At 39.4% G+C, this 23,516-nt stretch carries 21 protein-coding genes and 1 riboswitch; of the genes, 17 read left to right on the top strand and 4 right to left on the bottom strand.

Annotated elements, in window-relative coordinates; translation table 11 throughout:
- Nucleotide 1 precedes the first annotated feature (1 nt).
- From KO525_RS01480 to KO525_RS01440, 9 genes are all read left to right on the top strand, one after another.
- Nucleotides 2-1,552, top strand: a complete 1,551-nt coding sequence (locus KO525_RS01480; protein ID WP_215962024.1) for a DUF3369 domain-containing protein — start codon at nucleotides 2-4, stop codon at nucleotides 1,550-1,552.
- A gap of 51 nt (nucleotides 1,553-1,603) precedes the next feature.
- Complete coding sequence (locus tag KO525_RS01475; protein ID WP_215962023.1) at nucleotides 1,604-1,966, top strand: SirB2 family protein; 363 nt, start codon at nucleotides 1,604-1,606, stop codon at nucleotides 1,964-1,966.
- A gap of 149 nt (nucleotides 1,967-2,115) precedes the next feature.
- The gene (locus KO525_RS01470) at nucleotides 2,116-2,919 is read left to right on the top strand and encodes a tetratricopeptide repeat protein (RefSeq protein WP_215962022.1); all 804 of its coding nucleotides are present in this window, start codon (nucleotides 2,116-2,118) and stop codon (nucleotides 2,917-2,919) included.
- Between the two features lie 287 nt (nucleotides 2,920-3,206).
- Nucleotides 3,207-4,463, top strand: coding sequence for a DUF819 domain-containing protein (locus KO525_RS01465; RefSeq protein WP_215962021.1), 1,257 nt, complete (start codon nucleotides 3,207-3,209; stop codon nucleotides 4,461-4,463).
- 29 nt (nucleotides 4,464-4,492) lie between these two features.
- Nucleotides 4,493-5,353, top strand: coding sequence for a 3-deoxy-8-phosphooctulonate synthase (gene kdsA, locus KO525_RS01460; protein ID WP_252736757.1), 861 nt, complete (start codon nucleotides 4,493-4,495; stop codon nucleotides 5,351-5,353).
- A gap of 347 nt (nucleotides 5,354-5,700) precedes the next feature.
- A complete protein-coding gene (locus tag KO525_RS01455; protein WP_215962020.1) occupies nucleotides 5,701-6,819 on the top strand; it encodes a beta-ketoacyl-ACP synthase III in 1,119 nt (372 codons plus the stop codon).
- 145 nt (nucleotides 6,820-6,964) lie between these two features.
- A riboswitch (Lysine riboswitch) is annotated at nucleotides 6,965-7,159 on the top strand.
- A gap of 89 nt (nucleotides 7,160-7,248) precedes the next feature.
- Nucleotides 7,249-8,625, top strand: coding sequence for a lysine-sensitive aspartokinase 3 (gene lysC, locus KO525_RS01450; protein WP_215962019.1), 1,377 nt, complete (start codon nucleotides 7,249-7,251; stop codon nucleotides 8,623-8,625).
- A gap of 26 nt (nucleotides 8,626-8,651) precedes the next feature.
- Nucleotides 8,652-9,794 (top strand): succinylglutamate desuccinylase/aspartoacylase family protein, encoded by a 1,143-nt coding sequence (locus tag KO525_RS01445; RefSeq protein ID WP_215962018.1) that lies wholly within the window; start codon nucleotides 8,652-8,654, stop codon nucleotides 9,792-9,794.
- A gap of 107 nt (nucleotides 9,795-9,901) precedes the next feature.
- Nucleotides 9,902-10,693 (top strand): PhzF family phenazine biosynthesis protein, encoded by a 792-nt coding sequence (locus tag KO525_RS01440; RefSeq protein ID WP_215962017.1) that lies wholly within the window; start codon nucleotides 9,902-9,904, stop codon nucleotides 10,691-10,693.
- 76 nt (nucleotides 10,694-10,769) lie between these two features.
- Here KO525_RS01440 and KO525_RS01435 read toward each other — a convergent pair whose 3' ends face one another.
- Both KO525_RS01435 and KO525_RS01430 read right to left on the bottom strand, forming a co-directional pair.
- Nucleotides 10,770-11,456: an SDR family oxidoreductase gene (locus tag KO525_RS01435; protein ID WP_215962016.1), complete on the bottom strand. Its 687-nt coding sequence runs from the start codon at nucleotides 11,454-11,456 to the stop codon at nucleotides 10,770-10,772.
- Between the two features lie 157 nt (nucleotides 11,457-11,613).
- Nucleotides 11,614-12,606, bottom strand: coding sequence for a 2-hydroxyacid dehydrogenase (locus KO525_RS01430; RefSeq protein WP_215962015.1), 993 nt, complete (start codon nucleotides 12,604-12,606; stop codon nucleotides 11,614-11,616).
- Between the two features lie 118 nt (nucleotides 12,607-12,724).
- On the opposite strand from KO525_RS01430, the gene KO525_RS01425 reads away from it, so the two are divergent.
- Entirely contained in the window at nucleotides 12,725-13,597 is an 873-nt protein-coding gene (locus tag KO525_RS01425) for an NAD(P)-dependent oxidoreductase (RefSeq protein WP_215962014.1), read from the top strand.
- A 180-nt stretch (nucleotides 13,598-13,777) separates the two neighbouring features.
- On the opposite strand, the gene KO525_RS01420 is transcribed toward KO525_RS01425, so the two are convergent.
- Nucleotides 13,778-14,503: an RNA methyltransferase gene (locus KO525_RS01420; protein WP_215962013.1), complete on the bottom strand. Its 726-nt coding sequence runs from the start codon at nucleotides 14,501-14,503 to the stop codon at nucleotides 13,778-13,780.
- Between the two features lie 333 nt (nucleotides 14,504-14,836).
- Here KO525_RS01420 and KO525_RS01415 point away from each other — a divergent pair, with 333 nt between their 5' ends.
- A complete protein-coding gene (locus KO525_RS01415) occupies nucleotides 14,837-15,727 on the top strand; it encodes an alpha/beta hydrolase (protein WP_215962012.1) in 891 nt (296 codons plus the stop codon).
- Nucleotides 15,728-15,788: 61 nt separating this feature from the next.
- Here the strand turns inward: KO525_RS01415 and KO525_RS01410 are convergent, their stop codons facing one another.
- Nucleotides 15,789-16,994 (bottom strand): DNA-binding transcriptional regulator, encoded by a 1,206-nt coding sequence (locus tag KO525_RS01410; RefSeq protein WP_215962011.1) that lies wholly within the window; start codon nucleotides 16,992-16,994, stop codon nucleotides 15,789-15,791.
- A 238-nt stretch (nucleotides 16,995-17,232) separates the two neighbouring features.
- Between KO525_RS01410 and xylB the strand changes: the two genes are divergently transcribed.
- The 6 genes from xylB (at nucleotide 17,233) to KO525_RS01380 (ending at nucleotide 23,502) form a co-directional block, all read left to right on the top strand.
- The gene (gene xylB / locus KO525_RS01405; protein ID WP_215962010.1) at nucleotides 17,233-18,687 is read left to right on the top strand and encodes a xylulokinase; all 1,455 of its coding nucleotides are present in this window, start codon (nucleotides 17,233-17,235) and stop codon (nucleotides 18,685-18,687) included.
- 241 nt (nucleotides 18,688-18,928) lie between these two features.
- Complete coding sequence (gene xylA, locus KO525_RS01400) at nucleotides 18,929-20,248, top strand: xylose isomerase (protein ID WP_215962009.1); 1,320 nt, start codon at nucleotides 18,929-18,931, stop codon at nucleotides 20,246-20,248.
- Between the two features lie 209 nt (nucleotides 20,249-20,457).
- A complete protein-coding gene (locus KO525_RS01395) occupies nucleotides 20,458-22,038 on the top strand; it encodes a sugar porter family MFS transporter (protein ID WP_215962008.1) in 1,581 nt (526 codons plus the stop codon).
- A gap of 376 nt (nucleotides 22,039-22,414) precedes the next feature.
- Nucleotides 22,415-22,828, top strand: a complete 414-nt coding sequence (locus KO525_RS01390; protein ID WP_215962007.1) for a hypothetical protein — start codon at nucleotides 22,415-22,417, stop codon at nucleotides 22,826-22,828.
- Nucleotides 22,825-23,016 (top strand): helix-turn-helix transcriptional regulator, encoded by a 192-nt coding sequence (locus KO525_RS01385; protein WP_215962006.1) that lies wholly within the window; start codon nucleotides 22,825-22,827, stop codon nucleotides 23,014-23,016. The genes KO525_RS01390 and KO525_RS01385 overlap by 4 nt, the downstream gene beginning before the upstream one ends.
- A 120-nt stretch (nucleotides 23,017-23,136) precedes the next feature.
- Nucleotides 23,137-23,502 (top strand): hypothetical protein, encoded by a 366-nt coding sequence (locus tag KO525_RS01380; protein WP_215962005.1) that lies wholly within the window; start codon nucleotides 23,137-23,139, stop codon nucleotides 23,500-23,502.
- Nucleotides 23,503-23,516 lie beyond the last annotated feature (14 nt).

The following is a 23,516-nucleotide window of genomic DNA, read 5'->3' as shown; positions in this document are numbered from 1 at the left end:
TATGAACGATGATTTTTTATTTGCGGATGATCAGTTTGACGACGAAGAAGTCGCGACAGTAGGAAGTTGGAAGGTTTTAATTGTCGATGATGAGCCTGAAGTTCATGCCGTAACCAAATTGGCGTTAAGCGACTTTACCTTTCAAGACCGAACCCTTGAATTTATCAGCGCATACAGCGGTGAAGAGGGTAAAGAACTCATCATCAAACATCCTGACGCCGCGATTATTCTATTAGATGTGGTAATGGAAACCGACGATGCAGGGTTGCAAGTCGCTAAATTTATTCGTGAAGAAGCCAAAAACCAAAAAATTAGAATTATTCTTAGGACTGGCCAACCCGGTCAAGCTCCCGAACGCCAAGTCATTGTCAACTTCGATATAAATGACTACAAATCAAAAACAGAATTAACCGCACAAAAACTGTTTACTGTCGTTATGTCTAGCTTACGCGCTTATAGAGATATTATTGCGCTTGAACATAGTAGACAGGGATTGAAAAAAATTATTGAAGCGTCAGCTAACATTTTCTCTATCCATTCGATGGATCAGTTTATTGACGGCGTGTTACAACAATTAACTTCAGTTTTAGGTTGTGGCGAAGAAAAAGCCATGTATGTAACGAATTCATTAATGGTTAATTGTACAGAGTCAGAACACCAACAAAACTTGCGCGTTATCGCGGCTCAAGGCGATTTTGAAAACACTGTAGGCAAAAGCGTCAATGATGTTTTAGAAGATGAACTTCGCCTCGCATTTGAAGAAGCCATTACAAATAAATCGATTGTTTATCATGGTGACTATTTAGTTGCCTATTGTTCGAGTCGTTTTTCAAGCAATTCAATACTCTACATTTCGGGTTTACCAACGAACGTTGGCGTTGATGAAAAAGTATTAATCGAAATGTTTGCGCAAAATGTTCAAATTGCCTACGAAAATGTTCAATTGCAAATCGAATTAGAAGATACTCAACGTGAACTCGTTTATCGTTTAGGTGAAGCGGTTGAACAATGTTCGACGGAAACTGGAAATCATGTGCGTAGAGTCGCAAATATTAGTCATATGTTAGCTTCTAAGTCTGGCTTAAGTGTCAGTGACGCTGAACTTGTAAAAAATGCAGCACCGCTTCACGATATTGGCAAAGTAGGGATACCAGAACACATACTGCACAAAGCAGGGAAGTTAGATCCAGATGAATGGCAAATGATGCAAACGCATGCTCAAGTCGGCTACAAAATACTTGAAGGCTCTAATCGAAACATTATCAAAGCGGGCGCCATTATTGCAAAAGAGCATCACGAAAATTGGGATGGAACTGGTTATCCAGACGGTAAATCCGGCGAGGATATCCATGTGTTTGCAAGAATTGTTGCATTAGCTGATGTATATGATGCATTACGCCACAAACGTTGTTACAAAGAACAGTGGGAACCAGAAGAAACGCATAAGTTTATAATGGAGCAAAGTGGTAAAAAGTTTGATCCAAAACTTGTCAGCATATTGATGGACTCTGCGGCTGAGTTAGAGCAGTTAATGAACCTCTATCCAGACTAATTTACTGTCACTAGGTAATTACAATTACATAAGTATTAAATAGGGAAAAAAATGTATTTTGCTGTTAAACATAGTCACCTGGCTTTTGTGCTGTTAAGCGTAGTATTTTTTTATTATCGTTTTTATCGATTTAAAATTCAGAATCGACCAAAAACTCGATTCTTGGCAATCGCCCCACACATTATAGATACATTTTTGCTAATATCAGCAGTGGCTATGTGCTTTGTCATTGAACAATATCCAATCCAAACAGCCTGGTTAACGGCTAAGGTTTTGTTTGTTATCGGTTATATAGGGTTTGCCATTGTAGCGATTAAGTCGGCAAAACCAGCAAAGAGTTATAGCTTTTTGGCCGCGGCGACCGTGTGTTTATTATTTGCCGGCAAAATAGCGGCAACCAAAAGCGTATTCTAGCCTCATTACATTTATTTTTTACTCGTCTTATAAGCGGCACAGATTCGATTAGCGAATGAAAGAATCGTTAATGTGATATCTACATTGGGTTGAATTCCCTCTGTGCCGACTACATATACCCTTAGTAGTACCGTCATTATAGAGAAGTTATGTCAGCAAATTGGTTGTATCAGGCGGAATCGTCTGATGAATTGTTACAAGAAGTCCTGTTATTAGAACAAAATTGGCAATATGTTTTTTCAATCAAAGAAATTGAAGAGCAGTTAGCAGCGCATGTTGCCTATCTGAAAAATATTGATCATTCTGAACTCAATCCAACCGACAGGTTTTATGCATTGTTGGACGTGATTTTTGACGAGTTAGCGTTTTCAGGACCCGGCATGCAAACCATACCTGAAAGTTCATTGGCCAATATATCGTATTGCATAATGCACCGCACAGGCAATTACCTGAGCATGAGTGTCGTTTTAGCGTACCTATTGAAACAGCTCGGTTTTGATGCGTCAATTGCCGAAGTTGAAGAACAAATTGGACTGGTTATCAAATTGTCTAATTCTGAGTTAATTGTAGTAGACGCTTTATCTGGCGGTTGTGAGTATCTCATCTCCTCTGATGATGTGCGCGACAGCATGACAAACGAAATTGCGACGTTTGCAAAACCTATCCCGACTGATGAAATTGTCAAAATTTTATTAACCGAACAAAAAATCTTTATGCTTGAAGAAGGGTTTTTAGAAGAGGCATTAAACTGCGTCGAAACCTTAATGGAATTACTTCCTGAAGATCCTTATGAACGTCGCGACCGAGGCCTTGTATTACAGCAACTCGAATGCGACAAATGGGCCAAAGACGACTTTGATTACTTCATTAAGGCGTGTCCAAACGATCCCATGACTATGTTCTTGAAAATGCAGATGGATGATCTCCACGGTCAACTAGAAACCATCCACTAAAGTTGCGCCAATAGACGATAAAGCATCTTGGTTTTGGTGCTATTTTCTGTTTTTGTTGTTTTTAATTGCTTACACCACTTAATCCTTGAAATAAAATGTTTTTAGAGTCACTCGTTGATTAAGCATTCCTGTTTGAAAATAGTGAAATGGTATTACATATAACGTTTTGGAAAATATGTAAAAAAGTGGTATAAATTCTCCTCTGTTCGACAACTCAAAATAATGCCACTTAGAGCAATTAAAAGGTTGTCGTTTCCCTACAAAATAAAAATAATAATGAGGTTTATATGGCGACGCCATTGATCACAAATGACGCCACGGTCTTAGGTTTGTTAGCAATTATTCTGGGGTTTGTATTTTATACAAATCAAAGTGAAAACGCCTCGTGGAAAAAGTTTTACAAATACGTTCCCGCATTATTTTTGTGTTATTTCCTTCCCTCTATTTTAAATACAGCTGGCATAGTCGATGGTGCAAATTCGAGTGTTTATTATGTAGCGTCAAGATTTTTGTTACCTGCCTGCTTAGTGTTATTAACGATAAGTGTAGATTTAAAAGGGATAATAAAATTAGGACCAAAAGCACTGATCATGTTTCTTACCGGCACTCTCGGCATCGTGGTTGGGGGACCAATCGCGCTGCTAGTTGTCTCCGCACTTGTTCCAGATTTACTTGGCGTAAACCCTGAGGGGATTTGGCGAGGTATGACAACAATTGCCGGAAGTTGGATTGGCGGCGGTGCTAACCAAAGTGCGATGAAAGAAGTATTTGAACTCTCATCATATGATGTCGGTGGTGAAATTTTCTCTGCGATGGTTACGGTGGATATTTTTGTCGCTAACATGTGGATGGCCGTTTTATTAATTCTTGCTGGTAATGCCAAACGGTTTGACGAAAAAACCGGTGCTGATACCACTGCAATTAATGCATTACGGAAAAAAGTAGAAGACTTTGAGAAAAAGAATGCCCGGATGCCTATGCTGCCGGATATAATGATGATCTGTGCGATTGGCTTTGGTGTCACAGGTTTTGCTCATTTATTTGCAGACTTGATAACGCCTTGGATGATTGAAAACTTTCCGGAAGGTAAAAAACTCAGTTTTCACAGCAAATTCTTTTGGATGATTGTTTCGGCCAGCGCAATTGGCGTTTCGTTGTCCTTTACTAAACTGAAAAAAATTGAAACCGTTGGGGCCTCAAAAATCGCCAGCGCATTTTTGTATATTTTAATCGCCTCTATCGGCTTACATATGGATATAACGGCAATTGCCGATACTCCAGTATACTTTGTCATTGGCATCGTTTGGATGTTGATCCACGCAACGTTAATGTTGAGTGTAGCAAAGCTGATCAAAGCGCCATTGTTTTATATGGCGGTTGGTAGCCAAGCAAATGTTGGTGGCGCTGCGTCTGCCCCAGTAGTTGCGTCTGCGTTCCATCCGTCTTTGGCACCAGTAGGTGTTTTATTGGCTGTTTTGGGGTATGCAATTGGCACATTTGCAGCTTGGTTTTGTGGCATGATTTTACAATCAGTTGCCATCTAGACATTGTATTAAACTAATTGGAAACAGTAATGACTGAAATAAATACGCAATCTATCAATTTAAAAAACGGCATTGAAGTCGCAAACGACAAACCGTTTGTATTGTTCGGTGGCATGAATGTATTGGAATCTAGAGATTTGGCGATGAAAATTGCTGAACATTATAAAGAAGTTACCACTAAACTTGGGATCCCATATGTTTTTAAAGCGTCATTTGATAAAGCGAACCGTTCGTCTGTTTCGTCCTATCGTGGTCCGGGTCTTGAAGAAGGGCTGAAGATCTTCGAAGAAGTAAAAGCACAATTTGATTTACCAATTATCACCGATGTTCATGAACCACATCAAGCAGCGCCTGTTGCTGAAGTTGTGGATATAATTCAATTACCAGCATTTTTAGCCCGTCAAACGGACTTAGTTGTGGCGATGGCTAAAACCAATGCGGTCATTAATGTTAAAAAGCCGCAATTTTTAGCACCACACGAAATGCGTCATATCATCAACAAATTTAATGAAGCTGGTAACGACCAAGTTATTTTATGTGAACGTGGTAGTCAATTTGGTTACAACAACCTTGTTGTAGACATGTTGGGAATGGACGACATGAAACGTTTAGCGCCTGTTATTTTTGATGCGACACACGCGCTTCAACGCCCTGGTGGACGTGCCGATTCAGCGGATGGCAGACGAGCACAAGCAGCAGAGCTAGCTCGTTCTGGTATGGCGTTAGGTATTGCAGGGTTATTTATTGAAGCGCATCCAAATCCAAATGAAGCAAAATGCGACGGACCTTGTGCATTACCGCTAAATAAACTGGAAGGGTACTTGTCTCAAATGAAGCAAATAGACGATCTTGTAAAGTCATTTGCCCCATTGGATACAGCAGCTAACTAATATCAATAGCGTCAGTAAGCTCCCCAATTTTAAGTTTACTGACGCTTTTTAAATATACTTTTCATTTAAAAATAAATACTTAACCACGATAAATTCAATGCTTGTTTTTCCCTTTAATTACTATGTAATTAAAATCACTGTAATAATCTAATGAGTGCAAATGCTCGCCACAATAAATATAAGTTTTAGGGTGTTTAACATTTCGCTTCAACACGTCAGATGACTAATTAACTTCCGGTATCTAAAGTTATTTTGAGTTTAATTGTCTTTATTTTTCGAAAAGGTTGCACTTTGGGTTCGCCAGGCGAATAATAACCATAAGATATAATTAAGAATTCGAGTTGTATATGACGAGTGTTGTAATTTCAGGTTCTGGCCTATTTGTGCCTCCTTATAAAGTGTCTAATCAAGAGTTAGTAGATGTATTAAATGCATTTTCAGAGAAGTTTAATAGCGAAAATGCCGTTGAAATTGCAGCTGGAACTGTTGAAGCCAAAAAAACATCCAGTGTAGAATTTATAGAAAAAGCTTCAGGCATTAAATCACGTTATATGATGTGTAAAGACGGTGTTACTGACATTAATGTTATGCACCCAAAGCTTGTGAAGAATGATGTCGATACACCGCCTGAAATGGTTTTGATGGCGGTTGAAGCTGCCAAAGAAGCATTAAAAGACGCAAACAAAAATGCCGAAGATATCGACTTAGTCATTTTAGGTTCGTCAAATATGCAGCGCTCATACCCATCTATGGCAGTCGAAGTGCAAAGTATTCTAGGGGCTCAAGGATTTGGTTTTGATATGAACGTTGCTTGTTCTACGGCAACGTTTGCGCTTATTAATGCGGTAAATGCGATTAAAAGTGGTTCTGCAAAAACGGTTCTGATCGTAAATCCGGAGTTCACTACGCCACAATTAGACTATTCTAACCGTGATAGCCATTTTATATTTGGTGATGTTGCAACTGCATTAATCATCGAATCGACAGAGACTGCAACGTCAGACAATCAATTTAAGATCATTAACACCAGTCAAGTTACTAAGTTCTCAAATAACATCCGCTGTAACCATAGTTATGTGGACCATTGTTACGAATCTTTGCCTGCCGACAATAGTTTCTTTTTTCAAGAAGGCCGAAAGGTATTCAAGGAGTTATTGCCAATGGTGACCACAGTGATTACTGAGCATTTAGGAAAAAACAATTGGCCAGTTACAGATGTAAAGCGTATGTGGCTGCATCAAGCTAATATAAATATGAATTTGTTTGCGGCTAAAAAGTTATTAGGCCGTGAACCTGAGTTTTTAGATGCGCCGTTAATTTTAGATGAATTTGCGAATACAGCGTCAGCGGGCTCTATTGTTGCGTTTCATAAATACAAAGATGATTTTACCTCTGGAGATAAAGGGATTTTGTGCAGTTTTGGTGCCGGATACAGTGTGGGTTGCATTAGTTTAGAGAAAATCTAATCAAATTGTTTTTATATTGTTTTTAATTAGTTATGTATTAGTTTAAAAAGTTTGAATGATTTCTTGACTTTTTACTCTAATTTTTTGTTTAATACACGCGTTCCAGCAGGTTTGGAACAGGTTGTTGGTTAAGTTATTAACCGACAACACCAGAAGAGGCGCGTTGGTCAGGCAGTTAACTGAAGAGATCTCAATCTCGAGGCAAGTTAATGATGGGGCACAACGCCGAGAAAGCACTTAGTTGAGAATAAGTGATTTCGGCTCGCAAGGTTGAATCCTTGCAGTTGTCACCTGGATATTTAATAAACAATGTTTATTAAGGTGGAGAGCTTCTGGCATGTAAAGACGTCTTACTTTGTAAGTCCTACCTAAATATGCCTTGTTCTTCTTAATAAATTGATTTCTATAAATTTTATTAAGGAAGACTGAATGTCTAACTCATTACAATCTTTAACTGTTGCCAAATTTGGTGGCACAAGTGTCGCAAATTTTGAAGCGATGAGCCGTTGCGCTCAAATTATTTTGGATAATAACGATATCCGTCTTGTTGCCGTTTCAGCATCCGCTGGCGTAACTAACCTTTTGGTTAAACTTGGCAATGAGAGTCTAAGCGCAAATGAGCGCGAAAGCGTTTTGCAACAGATCAGAAATATACAAAATTCAATTCTAAATGACTTGGGTCGCCCGCAAGATTTAGAACAAGTTATCGAACAACTGTTGGGGCAACTTGCTGAAGTTGCAGCGCAGGACGACGTATTAACCTCTACTAAATTGAAAGATGAAATTTTGTCTTTTGGTGAAAGAATGTCGAGTCAGTTATTTGCAGCGGTAATGAACAAGGTTGCAAACGCCGATGTAGCAACGTCATTTGACGGTCGCCAGGTGCTTAAAACTGACAGTACATTTGGCAAAGCAGAGCCAAATCTTGCCGTTACTAAACAACATGCTACGGATGTTTTGGTACCACTTTTTAAAGAAAAAGTTGTTATTACTCAAGGGTTTATTGGTCAGGACAGTTTTGGCAATACAACTACACTAGGACGTGGTGGTTCGGATTACAGCGCTGCATTATTTGCAGAAGCGGTTGACGCCTTTGCATTACAAATTTGGACAGACGTAACGGGGATTTATACTACTGACCCACGTATCACCGACAAAGCCCGACCAATCGGTGAGATTAGCTTTAATGAAGCGGCTGAGATGGCCACGTTTGGTGCTAAGATTTTACATCCAGCGACGTTAATACCAGCAATTCGAAGTGGCGTGAAAGTGTTTGTTGGTTCTAGCTTAGAGCCAAATGCCGGTGGCACTTGGATTTCGAAAGAAGTCAGTCATAAACCGGCATTTCGTGCTGTAGCACTTAGAAAAGATCAAACATTGATCACGGTAACAAGTCCTGAAATGTTACATGCAACGGGGTTCTTGGCGCGCGTATTTGCGATTTTAGCAAAACACAAACTATCAATTGATTTGATCACAACGTCTGAAATTTCTGTCGCATTAACAATTGATAACCCACCTAATACACCGATGGCTGATTTAACAGACGCTTGTATTCGTGACCTTAAAGATTTCTGTTCAGTGAAGGTCGAGTCTGACTTGGCACTTGTAGCGGTTATTGGTAATCACATCCACAGTGGCCAAGATGGCACAGGCCGTATTAGCAGTATATTTAGAACAGTTGAAAACGATCAATTGCGTTTGATTTGTCATGGTGCCTCGCAACATAATGTGTGCTTCTTAGTAGAACAAGCATCCGCAGAAAACATTGTTCGTAGAATACACGACGATCTTTTTGCTGCGTAATAAAGGCTAGATGTTGTAATCACCTAATGATAAAAATTGAAAAGCAATTGCTTACCTTAAATCAGGATATCGCCGGTCAAGAGATTGGCATTCCTGTTTATCGGTTAAGCCCGGAAACTGCTGATGCACAACGTACTGTGTATATTCAAAGTGCAGTGCACGCGGCTGAAATGCAGGGCAGTGCGGTCATTCTAAAGTTAATTCAAAAACTGCAGGAGTGTCATCTCAATGCTAATTTTGTCCTCGTTCCAAATTGCAATCCGTTTGGACGCACACAACGAGCAGGCGAATATTTGCAAGGCCGGTTTGACGCAACGAATGGTAATAATTGGAATCGTTTTTATCATTACGATGAGCAGCAAATAGAAGCGTTTTTTTCCACATTAGATTTACCTAAGATTACTGAAGCGTTTGCACAGCAAGGCTCTAAAAATGCAATGGAAGACGACATTGTGTTTAAATTACGATTGTTCTTAAAACAACAACTCGAAAATAAACTTGAGTCCCAATGGGGCGTAAACACCGCCCAATACTTAAATTCAACGTTGCAAAATATGGCGATTGAAGCGGATCTTGTATTAGATTTACATACGGGTCCATCTTCTACTCGACATATCTATAGCCCTAATTTTCTCGCAGAGCAGGCAACTCAATTTCAAATTGAAACCGTTATTTCAATTCCAGAAAAGTTTGCCGGTGCACTCGACGAAGCCAGTTTTACTCCATTAGTAAAATTGGCAGAACTCTTTGCGAAACAGGGCTTAACATTTGAGTATAGGGTACAAGCTTATACCGTTGAACTTGGTTCACAGGAAAACATCTGTCTTGAACAGGCTAAAATGGACGCAGACGGTATATTAAACTATTTGCAGACTCATCAGTTTATCGATGGCTTTAAACCGTTACCGGCAAAAGATGTTACGATTACTGACTTAAGCCAATACCGTACTTTGTTTTCAAAATATGCTGGCATGGTTGAATATTTGGCCAAACCTGGGCAAATTGTGCAAAAAGGACAAGTATTGGCAAGAGTGTTAAATTCACTCGAATTTGATACGCAGGAAGCAATTAAAGAAATCGTTTCTCCCGTTAGCGGTATTGTTATCTTGCATTACCCCTCAGCTGCGGTGCAAATTGGCACTCAATTATTTAAAATTGCCGCACAATAAGTTTTTGTTTTATATCCCAAAACCATGTTTTTGCTTTATAGTTCATTAATTAGAATGATCATATTTGCTTTACCTAAGTAACTATCCACAAAGGTTTAAGGATAAAAATGAAGTTGCCAATTTATATTGTAGACGCATTTACCAACACACAGTTTAAAGGTAATTCTGCAGCCGTCGTATTGTTAGATACTTGGCTCGATGACGGTGTAATGCAGTCAATCGCAATCGAGAATAATCTGTCTGAAACCGCTTTTATTTCGATAAAGGGGCATAATGCTTACGATATTCGGTGGTTTTCTCCTATTACTGAAATCGACTTTTGTGGTCATGCAACATTAGCCGCGTCATTTGTATTATTTGAGTATTACCAAGTAACAGGTGAACTACAATTTAGTACAGATAAAGTTGGAGACTTGTTTATATCTAGACAACCTACTGGTTTTATCGAAATGAAATTTCCTAATCAAGAGCCAGAACCAGTGTTAGATATTCCATCAGAATTACTTGCAGGTTTAAGCAAGAAACCAATTGAAGTATTAAAAAATAGGCAGGCTTATTTTGCTATTTTTGAAACAGAAGAAGATGTGACTTCGTTGCAGTATGAGTCAGAAGCGTTAAAATCCTTGGCACCATTGGATGTTGTTGTAACCGCAACAGGCGACAAATATGACTTTGTCTCACGCTATTTTTGGCCTGCGAATGGTGGTGATGAAGACCCTGTAACCGGATCCATTCATTCTGGTTTAACACCATATTGGTCTAAAAAATTAAACAAAACTGAGTTAAAAGCTTACCAAGCCTCTTTTAGAGGGGGTGAACTGTTTTGTTCTATTGTTGGTGAGCAAGTTTTAGTTTCAGGACAGGCCGTTGTATATCTGACAGGGACAATCGACATCTAAGACGATTATAGAACGCTCGTATGAGAGGTCTATAATCGAATCTTCAATTTCACCAGATTAGGCGAGATGACATTGGCTAGAAGTTTTCTTCACATTGCGGACGGATAACAAGTTCGTGAGGTTGCACATTTTCAGGCATATCAATGACATGTTTTATCGCGACGGCTACATCGTAAGGGGATAGGTATTGAGGTCGGCTAGTTTCTCTAAAATCGGTATCGACACCGCCTGGGTAAATTGAACTCACTTTAATATTATTTTCCCTGAGTTCTTTGCGCATTATTTTGGTATAAGAATCAAATGCCGCTTTACTCGCAGAATAGCCCGCAATTCCGGGGTTTGAGAATAGACATGTCGTTGACATTACGTTAATGACAAAACCTTGTTGTCGCGCAATCATATCTGGCAATACGGACTGCATAAATTGGATTGGTGCATAACAGTTTATTTTCATCATCCAATCTAATTCGTTAATGGGTAATTCGTGACCCGCACCTCGAGCCGAGTTTAGCCCTGCACAATTAATTAGGACATCAATGGCGCCTGAATGCTCAATTGAGTTAACACAGAAATCATTTACCGCCTCAAAATCACTTATACAAAAGCTTGCGTGATTTGCTGCTGGTAATTCCAATTGGGTTAGCGTCGATGCAAGTTTTTGCTTCGAGCGACCACAAAGACTTAAGGTATGACCATCTTTTGATAATAAAATAGATAGGGCTTTGCCTATTCCAGAAGATGCGCCTGTAATTAATATATGCATGTAGAATTCACTTTGAATGTTGTGCCTTATTTTGGCATTTTCGTTAACTTAAACATGGACCAATAGGGTAATGACATCTGCACCCGATAAGTTGGTTAAACGTTTACATCGGTAGCACGGTATCTCACTCAGCGTCATACTGCAATATAGAACAAAACTATAAACTGTTAATACAGGGGCGATTCGCTTTTAAATCGTTAATATTACTAATGGTGATTGATGCAATTTGCTCCAAAGCTTCTGCTGTAAAGAAACCTTGATGTCCGGTTATTAATACATTTGGAAAGGTTAAAAGGCGTTGAAAAGTGTCGTCTTGAAGGATATCAAAACTGTGATCTTCAAAAAACAATTCGCTTTCTTGTTCATAAACATCTAGCGCAAGATACCCAATTTTTTTATTTTTAAGATGTTTAATCACACTTTGAGTATCGATTAATGCTCCGCGACTGGTATTAATTAACATGACATTTTGTTTCATCTTTTCCAGTGCTTGGTCGTTAATGAGGTGATGTGTTGTTGGCGATAAAGGGCAGTGCAAGCTGATTATGTCTGATTGATTATAGAGAACATCAATTGAGACATATTCACCGCCAAGCGCTTTAAATTCCTCGGATTGATTTGGATCATAGGCAATTACATTCGCTTTAAATCCTCTAAGGATTTGGGTCGTAGCGACGCCAATTTTACCTGTGCCAATAATTCCCACTGTTTTACCACTAAGGTTAAAACCCATCAATCCAGTTAGGCTAAAGTTATTATCTTTTATTCGATTATAGGCCTTGTGCAACTTTCTATTTAAGGTTAACAATAATGCAATTGTATGTTCAGCGACAGCTTCTGGGCTGTAGGCTGGGACACGAGCGACGGACATTTCTAGTTCTTTAGCAGCAGACAAATCAACGTTATTAAAACCGGCGCATCTCAATACGATCTTATTGATCCCCATATTTTTCAATTGCGTTAAAACTTCACGATTGAGAATATCATTTACAAAAACACAGACTGCATCAACGCCTTGTGCCATTAGTACAGAAGCTTCAGTCAATCGAGTTTCAAAAAATTGAAATTCAATGTCATCTGTTGTGCACTGCAATAAACTTTGGTTATCGTAAGGTTTACTGCTGAATACTGCGACTGTAAATTTTGACATAATAGGTTTATCCTGAGCACATAGAGTGAATATAAACACCGTAACGTAAATAGTAGTGTTGTTAATAGATTTAAATCAATAAAGTCAGGAATAATGACTTTTTCACAGGAATTGTTTTATGAAAATATGTTTTATCGGTTTGGGCGTCATGGGATTTCCAATGGCTGGACATTTGTTAAATGCAGGTCACGATGTCACTGTCTATAACCGTACCGCCAGCAAGGCCCAATTATGGGTAGAGCAATACGGTGGCAATATGGCCTTAACGCCGGCAACTGCCGCAGAAGATTGTGAAATAGCGTTTGTATGTGTTGGCAACGACGATGACTTAAGATCGGTCATATATGGTGACAACGGTGTATTAGCCGGATTAGCCAAGGGCTCGTTAATTGTCGATCACACCACAACGTCAGCTGAAGTTGCTCGAGAAGTTAATGCCAAAGCCAACGAACACGGCATTAGGTTTATAGATGCCCCTGTTTCAGGTGGTCAAGCAGGTGCTGAAAACGGCGTGCTTACGGTTATGATTGGTGGGGCACAGGCGGATTACGATTTTGCAGCACCCGTAATAGATAGTTTTGCTAAATTCTCTAAACGACTAGGTGAGGTTGGCGCCGGTCAATTGACTAAGATGGTTAATCAAATTTGTATTGCAGGTGTTGTGCAAGGACTTGCTGAAGGGCTTCATTTTGCTCGGAGCGCTGGATTAGATGGCGTTGAAGTTATCGAAGCAATATCTCAAGGTGCCGCTGGCAGTTGGCAAATGGACAACCGTCATAAAACAATGTGGCAAGGAGAATATGAACATGGTTTTGCCGTTGACTGGATGCGCAAGGATTTGGGTTTTGCCCTAAGTGAAGCCCGTAAAAATGGCAGTCATTTGCCACTAACAGCGCTTGTTGATCAGTTTTATAGCGAAGTGCAAGCCATAGGTGGTGAACGTTGGGATACGTCGAGTCTGTTAGCTAAATTAGAAAAAAGTCGCAAGTAACAACACAATCAACAAAACGATTGTGATCAATTAAAATACTGATAATCGGACTTCAGAATTTTATTTGGTCACATTTTGTTTGCTTGTTGAACATTTGGTGGCTAACAATAACGCAACTAAATGTTTGGTCGTTAAAACTTTCATTTACAAGCCTGTAACCAATAAGGCCAACCGTTAGTCCTAGCGAATAAAGTTATCTAAAATAATTCCTGTAGCCATTGCAACATTGAGTGATTCTGCAAAACCAAAACGTGGAATAGTTATTGGTTTGTTGATGTACGCAGCAACCTCTCTACTAATTCCGTGTGACTCACTGCCCATTACGATAATTGCTTCATTTGAAAGTGTCGCTTGATGTAAGTTTTCACCTTCTAAAAATGCACCATAAACAGGCCGATTTGTTGTAGGTAATATCTCGGCTAAATTAGCGAAGACAATTTCAACGCGAGTAAAGCTGCCCATGGTTGCGCTTATAGTTTTTGGATTATAAGGGTCAGCACAATTTGTCCCTAATACGACTTGTTGTATTCCATACCAATCAGCAACTCGAATAATCGTCCCTAAATTACCTGGATCTGAGACACCATCCAATGCAATGGTTAAACCACGGTCTTGAAAAGATACGTTGGGGGGCGTCGTAACGATGGCGATAACGGTATTGTTAGCAGCTAATGTACTTATTTTAGATAACGTCACCTCGTCAGTAACGGTAACCTGCAAACCTCTAATTTGTGTTTCATGCTGACTTACGAATGAGTCAGTGGCAAAAACTTGATCAACTTTGAGCGTTGATTGCAATAATTCTAGGACATTCTTTTCCCCCTGCACAAGGAACTGTCCTAGACTTTTTCTGAATTTTTTTTGACCTAACGAACGTGCTAATTTCATCTGATTTTTAGAAAGCATAAATCTCTTATGAGTAACAGGGAGCTAATGCGCCATTATACCCATTAAAAATAAACTGATGAAACCTATATTAATTTAATAACCTTCCTCAATATTAAGTTTTGCTTAACGTAAAACTGCCGATTTTGGCAAATAGAATCGATCTGTAAATTAGCTGTATTTTTTCCAATACATGACATAAGGCGCAATGCCAATAAGTAGGCCGTTCTATGTGATCTGCTTTAGTTTGTAAACAAATTCGTACGTCAAATGGGGAATGATTTTGTGCATATTATTGCAGCTGTTTATCAGTTGTGATTTTCTTGATGTTATGTGTGTCAATATAGTATCCAAATGTATAGAAAACTCGAAAAATTAGAATTAGAAAAAGAGTATTCCCCTAGTAGTTGCATTGAAGATATTCAAGTGTATATAGCCCGCTACGCGGAAAGAAGTGCGCAGGCACTTTGGTGGGCGAGGGAAACACAAAGTGTGTTAGAAAACTTGTCTTACGGTTCTTCAGATGCTGAAAAACTCGACTTATTTGTGCCGCATTGTGATGTTACAAACAGTAAAACACTTTATATCTACCTCCATGGGGGAGTTTGGCAAGAGTTAGATAAATCAGTCTCTGGGTTTGCGGCTACGAATTTTCAGCAACATGGCGACTATTTTGCGGTGATTAACTATGCACTGCTGCCCGATGTTAATTTGGCTGAAATTATCGAGCAAAATCGTCGAGCAATAGCTTATCTTTATGAAAATGCTTCCTCTTTTGGCTTTGATCCAAAAAGGATCGTGCTCATAGGTAGCTCAGGTGGAGCACATATTGCAGCGATGATGTGTGCGACTCATTGGCCTAAATGGCGTTCGGATAATGACATCAAAATTTCGCTTCCTAAAAATTTGGTTAAAGGGGTTGTTGCAATTAGCGGTATTTACGACATAGAGCCAATTACAAATACCGATATTAATGACGTTCTACGTCTTCCTGAGGATCAAATTGCTGTCTATAGCCCGATTAGACTTAAGTTTAAAAATAATTGCCCTTTTGTTATCGCCTTTGGCAACAATGAAACGTCTGAGTTTAAACGACAGTCGAAGGAGTTTGCTGCTCACCTAGAACAACAATGTATTGTAAATAGCGTTCTAGAGATCGAGTCTCGTAATCATTTTGACGTGGTTTTAGATTTGGCTAATGTTGACAGCCAGCTGTTTAAATTGAGCCGAGGTTTTGAGTTTTAGACGCTATTTATGCAATAAATAGCGTCTAAATATGGCGCCTATAAATGGTGCTTGGAATAAGTTAAAACTCGTGCTCATATGCTAATGAAGCAACTTTGTTTTTATTATGATTATCCCTAAATTGAGTTGGGGTAACATCAAAATGCTTTTTAAATATTGCATACATATACTGCAATGATGGGTAACCACAAATACACGCGACTTCCTTCGTTGGTACACTTGTTTCTTTTAACATTTTACATGCTCTGGCGAGTTTTTCATTGTGTAACTCAGTGTGGATGCTGTGTCCACGCTCCGCAACAAATCGATTTTCTAAATTACTTCTCGAAATCCCAACGTAATCGGTGACCTGATCAACTTTAATACCGCGACAAGCGTTTTGGCGAATAAACTGCATCGCTTGAATAACATGCGGGTCATTTAATGCTTTAAAATCTGATGATTGACGCTCGGCAACCCCTGTTGGAGGTACCTTTATAATGTTGTTTTTAATTTCGATACCATCTAATTTTCGGTGTAAAAACTTAGCGGCTTTATAACCCATTTCAAAGCAACCTTGAGTTACTGAACTCAAACTGATCCTACTTAAGTACCGGGCAATATCGTCGTTATCGATACCTACTATTGATATTTGATCTGGTACTGCGATACCTAAATGATCACAGGCCTGCAACAAGTGACGAGCACGGCTATCAGTAACCGCAACGATACCAATGGGTTTAGGCAAACTTTGGATCCAATCAGCAAGTCGATTCATCGAATACTGCCATGTATCTGGGCTAGTGTTGTGACCAAGATAAACCTGGCAGCTATATCCATCTTGTTTTGTTAACTCGGAAATTGCTTTTTCTCGTTCCTCAGACCAACGGTGATCTTTATCATGTGGCAATCCATAATATGCAAATTGCTCTAGTCCTTTTTGTTTGAGGTGATTGTACGCTGCGTCTACGACAGCTAAGTTGTCAGTGGCTACATAGGGGCCAGAAGGATAGTCATTTTTATCTTGATAAGAACCTCCAATACCGATAACAGGGACTGTTAAATCAGCTAATGCAGTACGAATTTCGGCGTCGTCAAAATCTGCAATAATTCCATCACCAGCCCAGTCATTGATATTTTCTAGGCGGGTTAGAAAGTCTTCTTCTAAGTAGATATCCCAGTCAACTTTAGAGGTTTGTAAATAGTGGCCAATACCTTCAATAACTTGACGGTCGTACACTTTATTTGCGTTAAACAACAAGGTAATACTGTGCCTTGATTGAAACATGATTGCTCTCCTCACGAATTATCATAATCCGTACCTGTTTGATTTATGTTTTTTATTATTGTCAAACTTACAATAAGGGTATTCGTAACGTTAATAAAGCGATTTGGCGAAAATGTAAACGTGCTTATGAAATTTCGTAATTGTGCGAAGAGACGAATTTTAAAACCATAGGCGCAACTTAAATTGGTGTTTGCGATATACAAAGAAGTGTAAACATCAAAATCAAAAAGGCGAACGTATGTTTTTGGGAATCGATCTTGGTACGTCAAGTATCAAATTAGTCATAATGAACACGGCAGGCGAAATAGTAGACTCGGCTTCTAGTGAATTTTCAGTATCAAGACCAAAACCCCTTTGGTCTGAGCAAGCTCCGTCAGATTGGTGGACAGGACTTGAACATTGTTTTGATCAACTTTCTGCAAAGCAATCGTTGAGCAATATTTTGTCTATTGGACTTTCTGGACAAATGCATGGAGCGACATTGTTAGATAAGAACAATGACGTAATTAGACCTGCAATTCTTTGGAATGATGGGCGTTGTGAACAGGAGTGTCTTGATATTGAAGCAACTGTTCCAAACGCGAGAGAAATAACCGGCAATATCGTTATGCCTGGGTTCACCGCGCCAAAACTATTATGGGTTAAAAATCACGAGCCTGAAAATTTTGCCAAAGTCGAAAAAGTCCTTTTGCCTAAAGACTATTTACGTTTTTTATTAACCGGCGTATTTGCCAGTGATATGTCAGATTCGGCAGGCACTTGTTGGCTAGATGTCGGCAAGCGATGCTGGGATGACGCTATGTTAGCCGCTTGCGGTTTGACACAAACGCAAATGCCGGAATTGTTTGAAGGAAGTGAAATTACAGGCCATTTAAATCCTGAATTAGCGAAACGTTGGGGATTAAATTCTGTCCCTGTCGTTGCTGGGGCTGGTGACAATGCGGCAGGTGCTATTGGACTTGGTATCGTCAATCCTGGTCAGGCGATGATTTCGCTAGGAACATCTGGCGTTTATTTTGCTGCTGCAGACGGATTCCACATGAACGCAGATTCTGCGGTACATAGCTTTTGTCACGCATTACCCAATTCTTGGCATTTGATGTCCGTTACGTTAAGTGCGGCGAGTTGTTTGCAGTGGTTTGCAGACAATATTGCCCGTAAATCAGTTGTTGAGTTGTTGGATAACATGCAAAAAACTGAGTTTGATAAAACAACGTCATGTGTATTTTTACCTTACCTCGCTGGTGAACGAACGCCCCACAACAACCCACATGCACAGGGAAGCTTTTTTGGCATAACAGGTGAAACAAGCCAAGAAGAAATGACCTATGCCGTATTGGAAGGGGTCGCGCTTGCAATCGCTGATGGTGCAGACGCGTTACATTCAACCGGGTTAATTCCTGACGATATTACATTAATTGGTGGCGGAGCTAAGAGTCCGTATTGGCGTCAAATGGTAGCTGATGTATTAGGTCGTCCAGTGAGCTTTAGAACGGGTGGCGAAGTTGGTCCTGCACTTGGTGCTGCACGTTTGGCACAACTTGGGGTTGAAACAGATAAAGCACTCAGTGATATCTGCCCTGTGCCGCCAATGGTTGAGTTGCACAAGCCAAACTTAGCGCAACATGAACATTTTAAACAACGACAAGTTAAGTTTAGAAAATTATATAACGCGCTAGTCCCACTTTTTTAAACCTCGAATAAGCTAAATCATAACCTTGGTTAGTAACTGAGGTTATGTCTTAGCTGAATCAATCTAGCCTAAATATCTGGTTTCAATTCATTAAAACTAGAAAAAGAACGAAATAAAACCAAACCACTAAAAAGCGAAAGTCCGCTTTTAAAAAACATAATTGTTGAAGCACACTTTCTTGGCGATGATGGCGACATCATAAGTTAAGGTGCTTTTTGCACATGAGCAGGAGAAGTCTTAGATGACTCAATATTTCAAAGATATCGAAAAAATAAAGTTTGAAGGTACTGACAGTGATAATCCACTAGCGTTCCATCATTACAATGCCGAAGAAGTTATCTTGGGTAAAACAATGGCAGAACATCTAAGATTTGGTGCATGTTATTGGCATAACTTTTGTTGGGACGGCGCGGACGTTTTTGGTCAAGGCACGTTCAATCGTCCTTGGTTACAAGCTGGTGACGCAATGACCCGAGCAAAAGAAAAAGCGGATGTCGCATTTGAGTTTTTCTCAAAATTAGGTGTGCCGTATTATAGTTTCCACGACATTGATGTTGCTCCAGAAGGAAATAGTATTAAAGAATATGTTAATAACTTTGCAGAAATGACAGACGTTCTTGAACAAAAACAAGAAGAAACTGGCATGAAGTTATTGTGGGGCACGGCAAATGCGTTTAGTAACGCACGTTATGCCGCTGGTGCATCAACTAATCCAAACCCAGAAGTTTTTGCTTATGCAGCAACGCAAGTTTGCAATGCGATGAACGCGACTAAACGTCTTGGCGGTTCAAACTACGTATTGTGGGGCGGTCGTGAAGGTTACGAAACATTACTTAATACTGATTTACGTCAAGAGCGTGAACAAATGGGTCGTTTCATGCAAATGGTTGTTGAGCACAAGCATAAGATTGGCTTTAAAGGCACATTACTTATTGAACCAAAACCACAAGAACCTACTAAACATCAGTATGATTATGATACTGCAACCGTTTATGGTTTCTTAAAACAGTTTGGTTTGGAAGATGAAATTAAAGTTAACATTGAAGTAAATCATGCGACGTTAGCAGGGCACTCATTCCAGCATGAAATCGCAACGGCAATTTCATTAGGTTTATTTGGTTCTATCGATGCTAACCGCGGAGATGCTCAAAATGGTTGGGATACTGATCAGTTCCCTATAGACGTACCAGAATTAACTATGGTTATGTGTGACATTTTGAAAGCGGGTGGCTTTAAAACGGGTGGTTTCTTGTTTGATACTAAACTACGTCGTCAATCTAGCGACCCAAGTGACTTGTTTATTGGTCATATTGGTGGCATGGATCACCTTGCATTAGCCCTGAAAAAAGGTGCTCAAATGTTAGAAAAGAACTTCCTGTCTGAAGCGGTTGCGAATCGCTATAAAGGGTGGAGCGGTGATTTAGGTAAAGGCATTACGTCTGGTGACTTCACGTTAGAATCGTTGGCAAACCATACAGTGACTAATAATCTTTCTCCTCGCCATCAAAGTGGCAAGCAAGAACTATTAGAAAATCAAGTGAACCGAGTACTATTCGGTTAATCAAATGATTTGTCTTCGAATGCCAGCAACACTTGCTGGCATTCAATTTTCAGACTTCTTCTATCTTCTGCAAAATTTAACTTTTAATTATTTTTCTCAACTTTAATAATAGCGGTTTTTATTCAATTCTATTTAGTTCATAATGAATAAATGATAGCGCTTACATTCTTGTTGGCGTGGCTAATATAAACAACAGAGAATAATAAAAAATGCCAATATCACGAGTCATGTTTTACACAATCTGTGTGTCATTAGGTGGGTTTATTTTTGGTTTTGACGCCTCTGTAATATCAGGCGCAATCCAATATATTGTTGAAGAGTTTAATCTCTCTCCAATTGAACTCGGGTTTGTTGTTAGTGCTCCAACATTAGGCGCTACAGCGGCAATATTAGTCGCGGGTCCCCTGGCCGATAAGTTTGGCCGGCGAAATTTGCTTCGAGTTATTGCCTTGCTATATTTAGTATCCGCTGTTTTTTCTGCATTGGCGACTAGTTATTGGATGTTGGTCATTGCCCGATTTGTTGGGGGGTTAGCTTTCTGTTCCCTAATGGTTGCTCCTATGTATATCGCCGAGATTTCACCTGCCGCTAAGCGAGGTAAGATGGTTTCTGTGAACCAACTCAATATCGTTATTGGTTTCTCTGCAGCTTATTTTGCCAATTACTACTTGTTTCAAGCGAGTCAAATTACCTCTACATTTACTGAGATGATTGGACTGCAGGACAATATCTGGCGCTGGATGTTAGGGCTAGAAATTATACCTGCGATAATTTGGCTAGGACTATTGTATTTGATCCCAAAAAGCCCACGATGGTTGTTGTTAAAAAATAATAAAGATGACGCAAAACACGTACTGACGACATTACGAGATAAAAACTCGGTCGCTGAAATAGAGTTAGAGATTGGCCAGATTGAAGATTCAGCAAAGGAAAAGTCCACCGGTCTACTAACAAGTTTACAATCCTTGTTTAGCTCAAAATTGAGATTAGCTCTGAGCATCGGACTTATTGTTGGTATCGCACAGCAAATAACAGGGATTAATGCGATATTCTTTTACGCCCCGAGCATATTTGAACAGAGCGGTGTCGGCACAGATGCTGCGTTTGCTCAGGCAATATTTGTCGGGTTAATAAATGTCGTCTTTACCGTATTGGCAATGTATTTTATCGACAAGCTGGGCCGTAAACCTTTGTTAATTATTGGCCTTGCAGGCGTATTCGTGTCGATGACGTTGTGTTCGTATGGTTTTAATCAAGCGACCTATAAACTATCTGCAATCGACTACCAACAGGTTGTTACCGCTCATAGTGAGTTACCACAGGCGCAACTAATCGATTTGAGAAATGTTGTTGATATCACATTTGAATCTGATGTGGTTTTTAAACAACAAATTAAGCAATACTTGGATGACAATACGTATAACAAATTACAAAGTGAGTTACTTGCTGTCTCAACAGACATGAATGCTGGATTGGTCTTATTTGGTATATTAGCGTTTGTCGCTTCTTTTGCATTCTCTTTAGGGCCAGTGATGTGGGTGTTGTTTTCTGAGATATTTCCAAACCACTTACGTGGCGTGGCGATTTCGTTTGTCAGTGTGATAAACAGTGTTGTTAGCTTTGTAGTCACTTTAGTATTCCCGATAGAGCTTGAGTCTTTAGGTGCTTCAATGACCTTTTTACTCTACGGATTATTTGCGTTAGTCAGCTTAATCTTTGTTGTTAAACTCTTCCCAGAGACCAAAGGAAAAACATTAGAACAACTGGAAGTGGAATTTAACCAAGGTTAACTTCGCATCATTTAAAATGGTTGGTCACTGCCTGCCAGTGGCCGGTCTTCTGGTTCTATTGGCCATATTATTATATTTCATTTCGTAAACTATGTGCTGGCGTCCTCTGGTCATTTAATTTACGACATTATGTTTAAATTAAATTCTACTTCACCTACTGCTTTTCACCGCTACAGTGGAGTTTAATTTATCCATTTGGGTGCCAAATGGCTAAATTACTATGAGAAAATAATGTCTGGTTGCGTTGTTTGACCTTTAATTTTATTCAACAATAAGTAATCAATACCAATCTTTTTGTCAGGTTCACTTGACTTTACTTGTTTTGCTGTTACTTTGTGTAAAGTGTATTTTACTTTATGACAAGCGGAGATTACAAATGAGTGAACAAAACAATAATTGGAAACAGCAAAATATTAACAATACAAAGCGACTAGCAGCTTGGACGTTTGCCTGGTTAATCACAATGGCGATTGCTAGTTTTGGTCCGGTGTTTATCTGGGATGGCAATACAACAATGAGTTCAATATCTGTGGCAATTAACTTACTTGTTGGTATTGGCATGATTTGGGCTAATAAAAAACATCTGGCTGGTCTGGATGAGATGCAGCAAAAGGTACAACTTAACGCCATGGCAATTGCGCTTGGAGTGGGTCTTGTATTTGGTTTAGCCTATTCAAATTTGGATATCGCTAATGTCATCGAGTCAGACGCTGAGATATCGCATTTGGTTATGCTCATCGGTATAACGTATTTGGTCAGCACAATAATTGGTTTAAGGAAGTACCAATGAAAAATAAACTAAAAGTATTGAGAGCAGAACGAGATTGGACGCAGGCCGACTTGGCTGAACGATTAGAAGTATCAAGGCAAACCATTAACGCAATTGAAAAAGGTAAATTTGATCCAAGTTTACCACTTGCCTTCAAAGCGGCTAGGTTGTTCTCATTAAAGATAGAAGATATTTTTGAGTCAGACTAAATCGAATAAATGTTGAATTAAGTCGGGCACGATATTTTAAGTAATATTGTCCGACTTTTTTATTTTTAAAGTCGAAATAAATAGCGTAACTTAATATTAAATTACTAAGAGGGCTGTTCAATGTTTGTCGACTTATTTGCCGGTCTTTTTTTGATGTTTTGTGTTTATATGGCGTATGCGCCACACGCATTTTCAATAAAAATAATTTCATTTTCCCAATGGCGTTACTTCCATCCTTTTGAAATTGTGGCGCGACTCATTGCTGGATTACTCTTTTTGAGTGACTCTGTTAAAACCACTTCGCCACTAATTATCAATCTAATTGCCTTTGGTTTTATCGGGGTAGGTATTGGTCTTTTTATGATTGGCGAAAAACGACACAGAGCGTTTGCGAATTGGTCTGCCGATAAATTCAGGCCTTACTTTAGAGTCATCGGCCTAACTTGCTGGCCATTTGCTATTTGGCTTTTTGTTATTTCTGGCTAGTTTATTTGGCTATT

Origin of the sequence: Psychrosphaera sp. B3R10 (assembly GCF_018861025.1) — a bacterium.
Taxonomy (GTDB): Bacteria; Pseudomonadota; Gammaproteobacteria; order Enterobacterales; family Alteromonadaceae; genus Psychrosphaera; species Psychrosphaera algicola.
The sequence above is the reverse complement of the archived record's forward strand: the minus strand, read 5'-3'. Positions and strand labels throughout refer to the sequence as shown.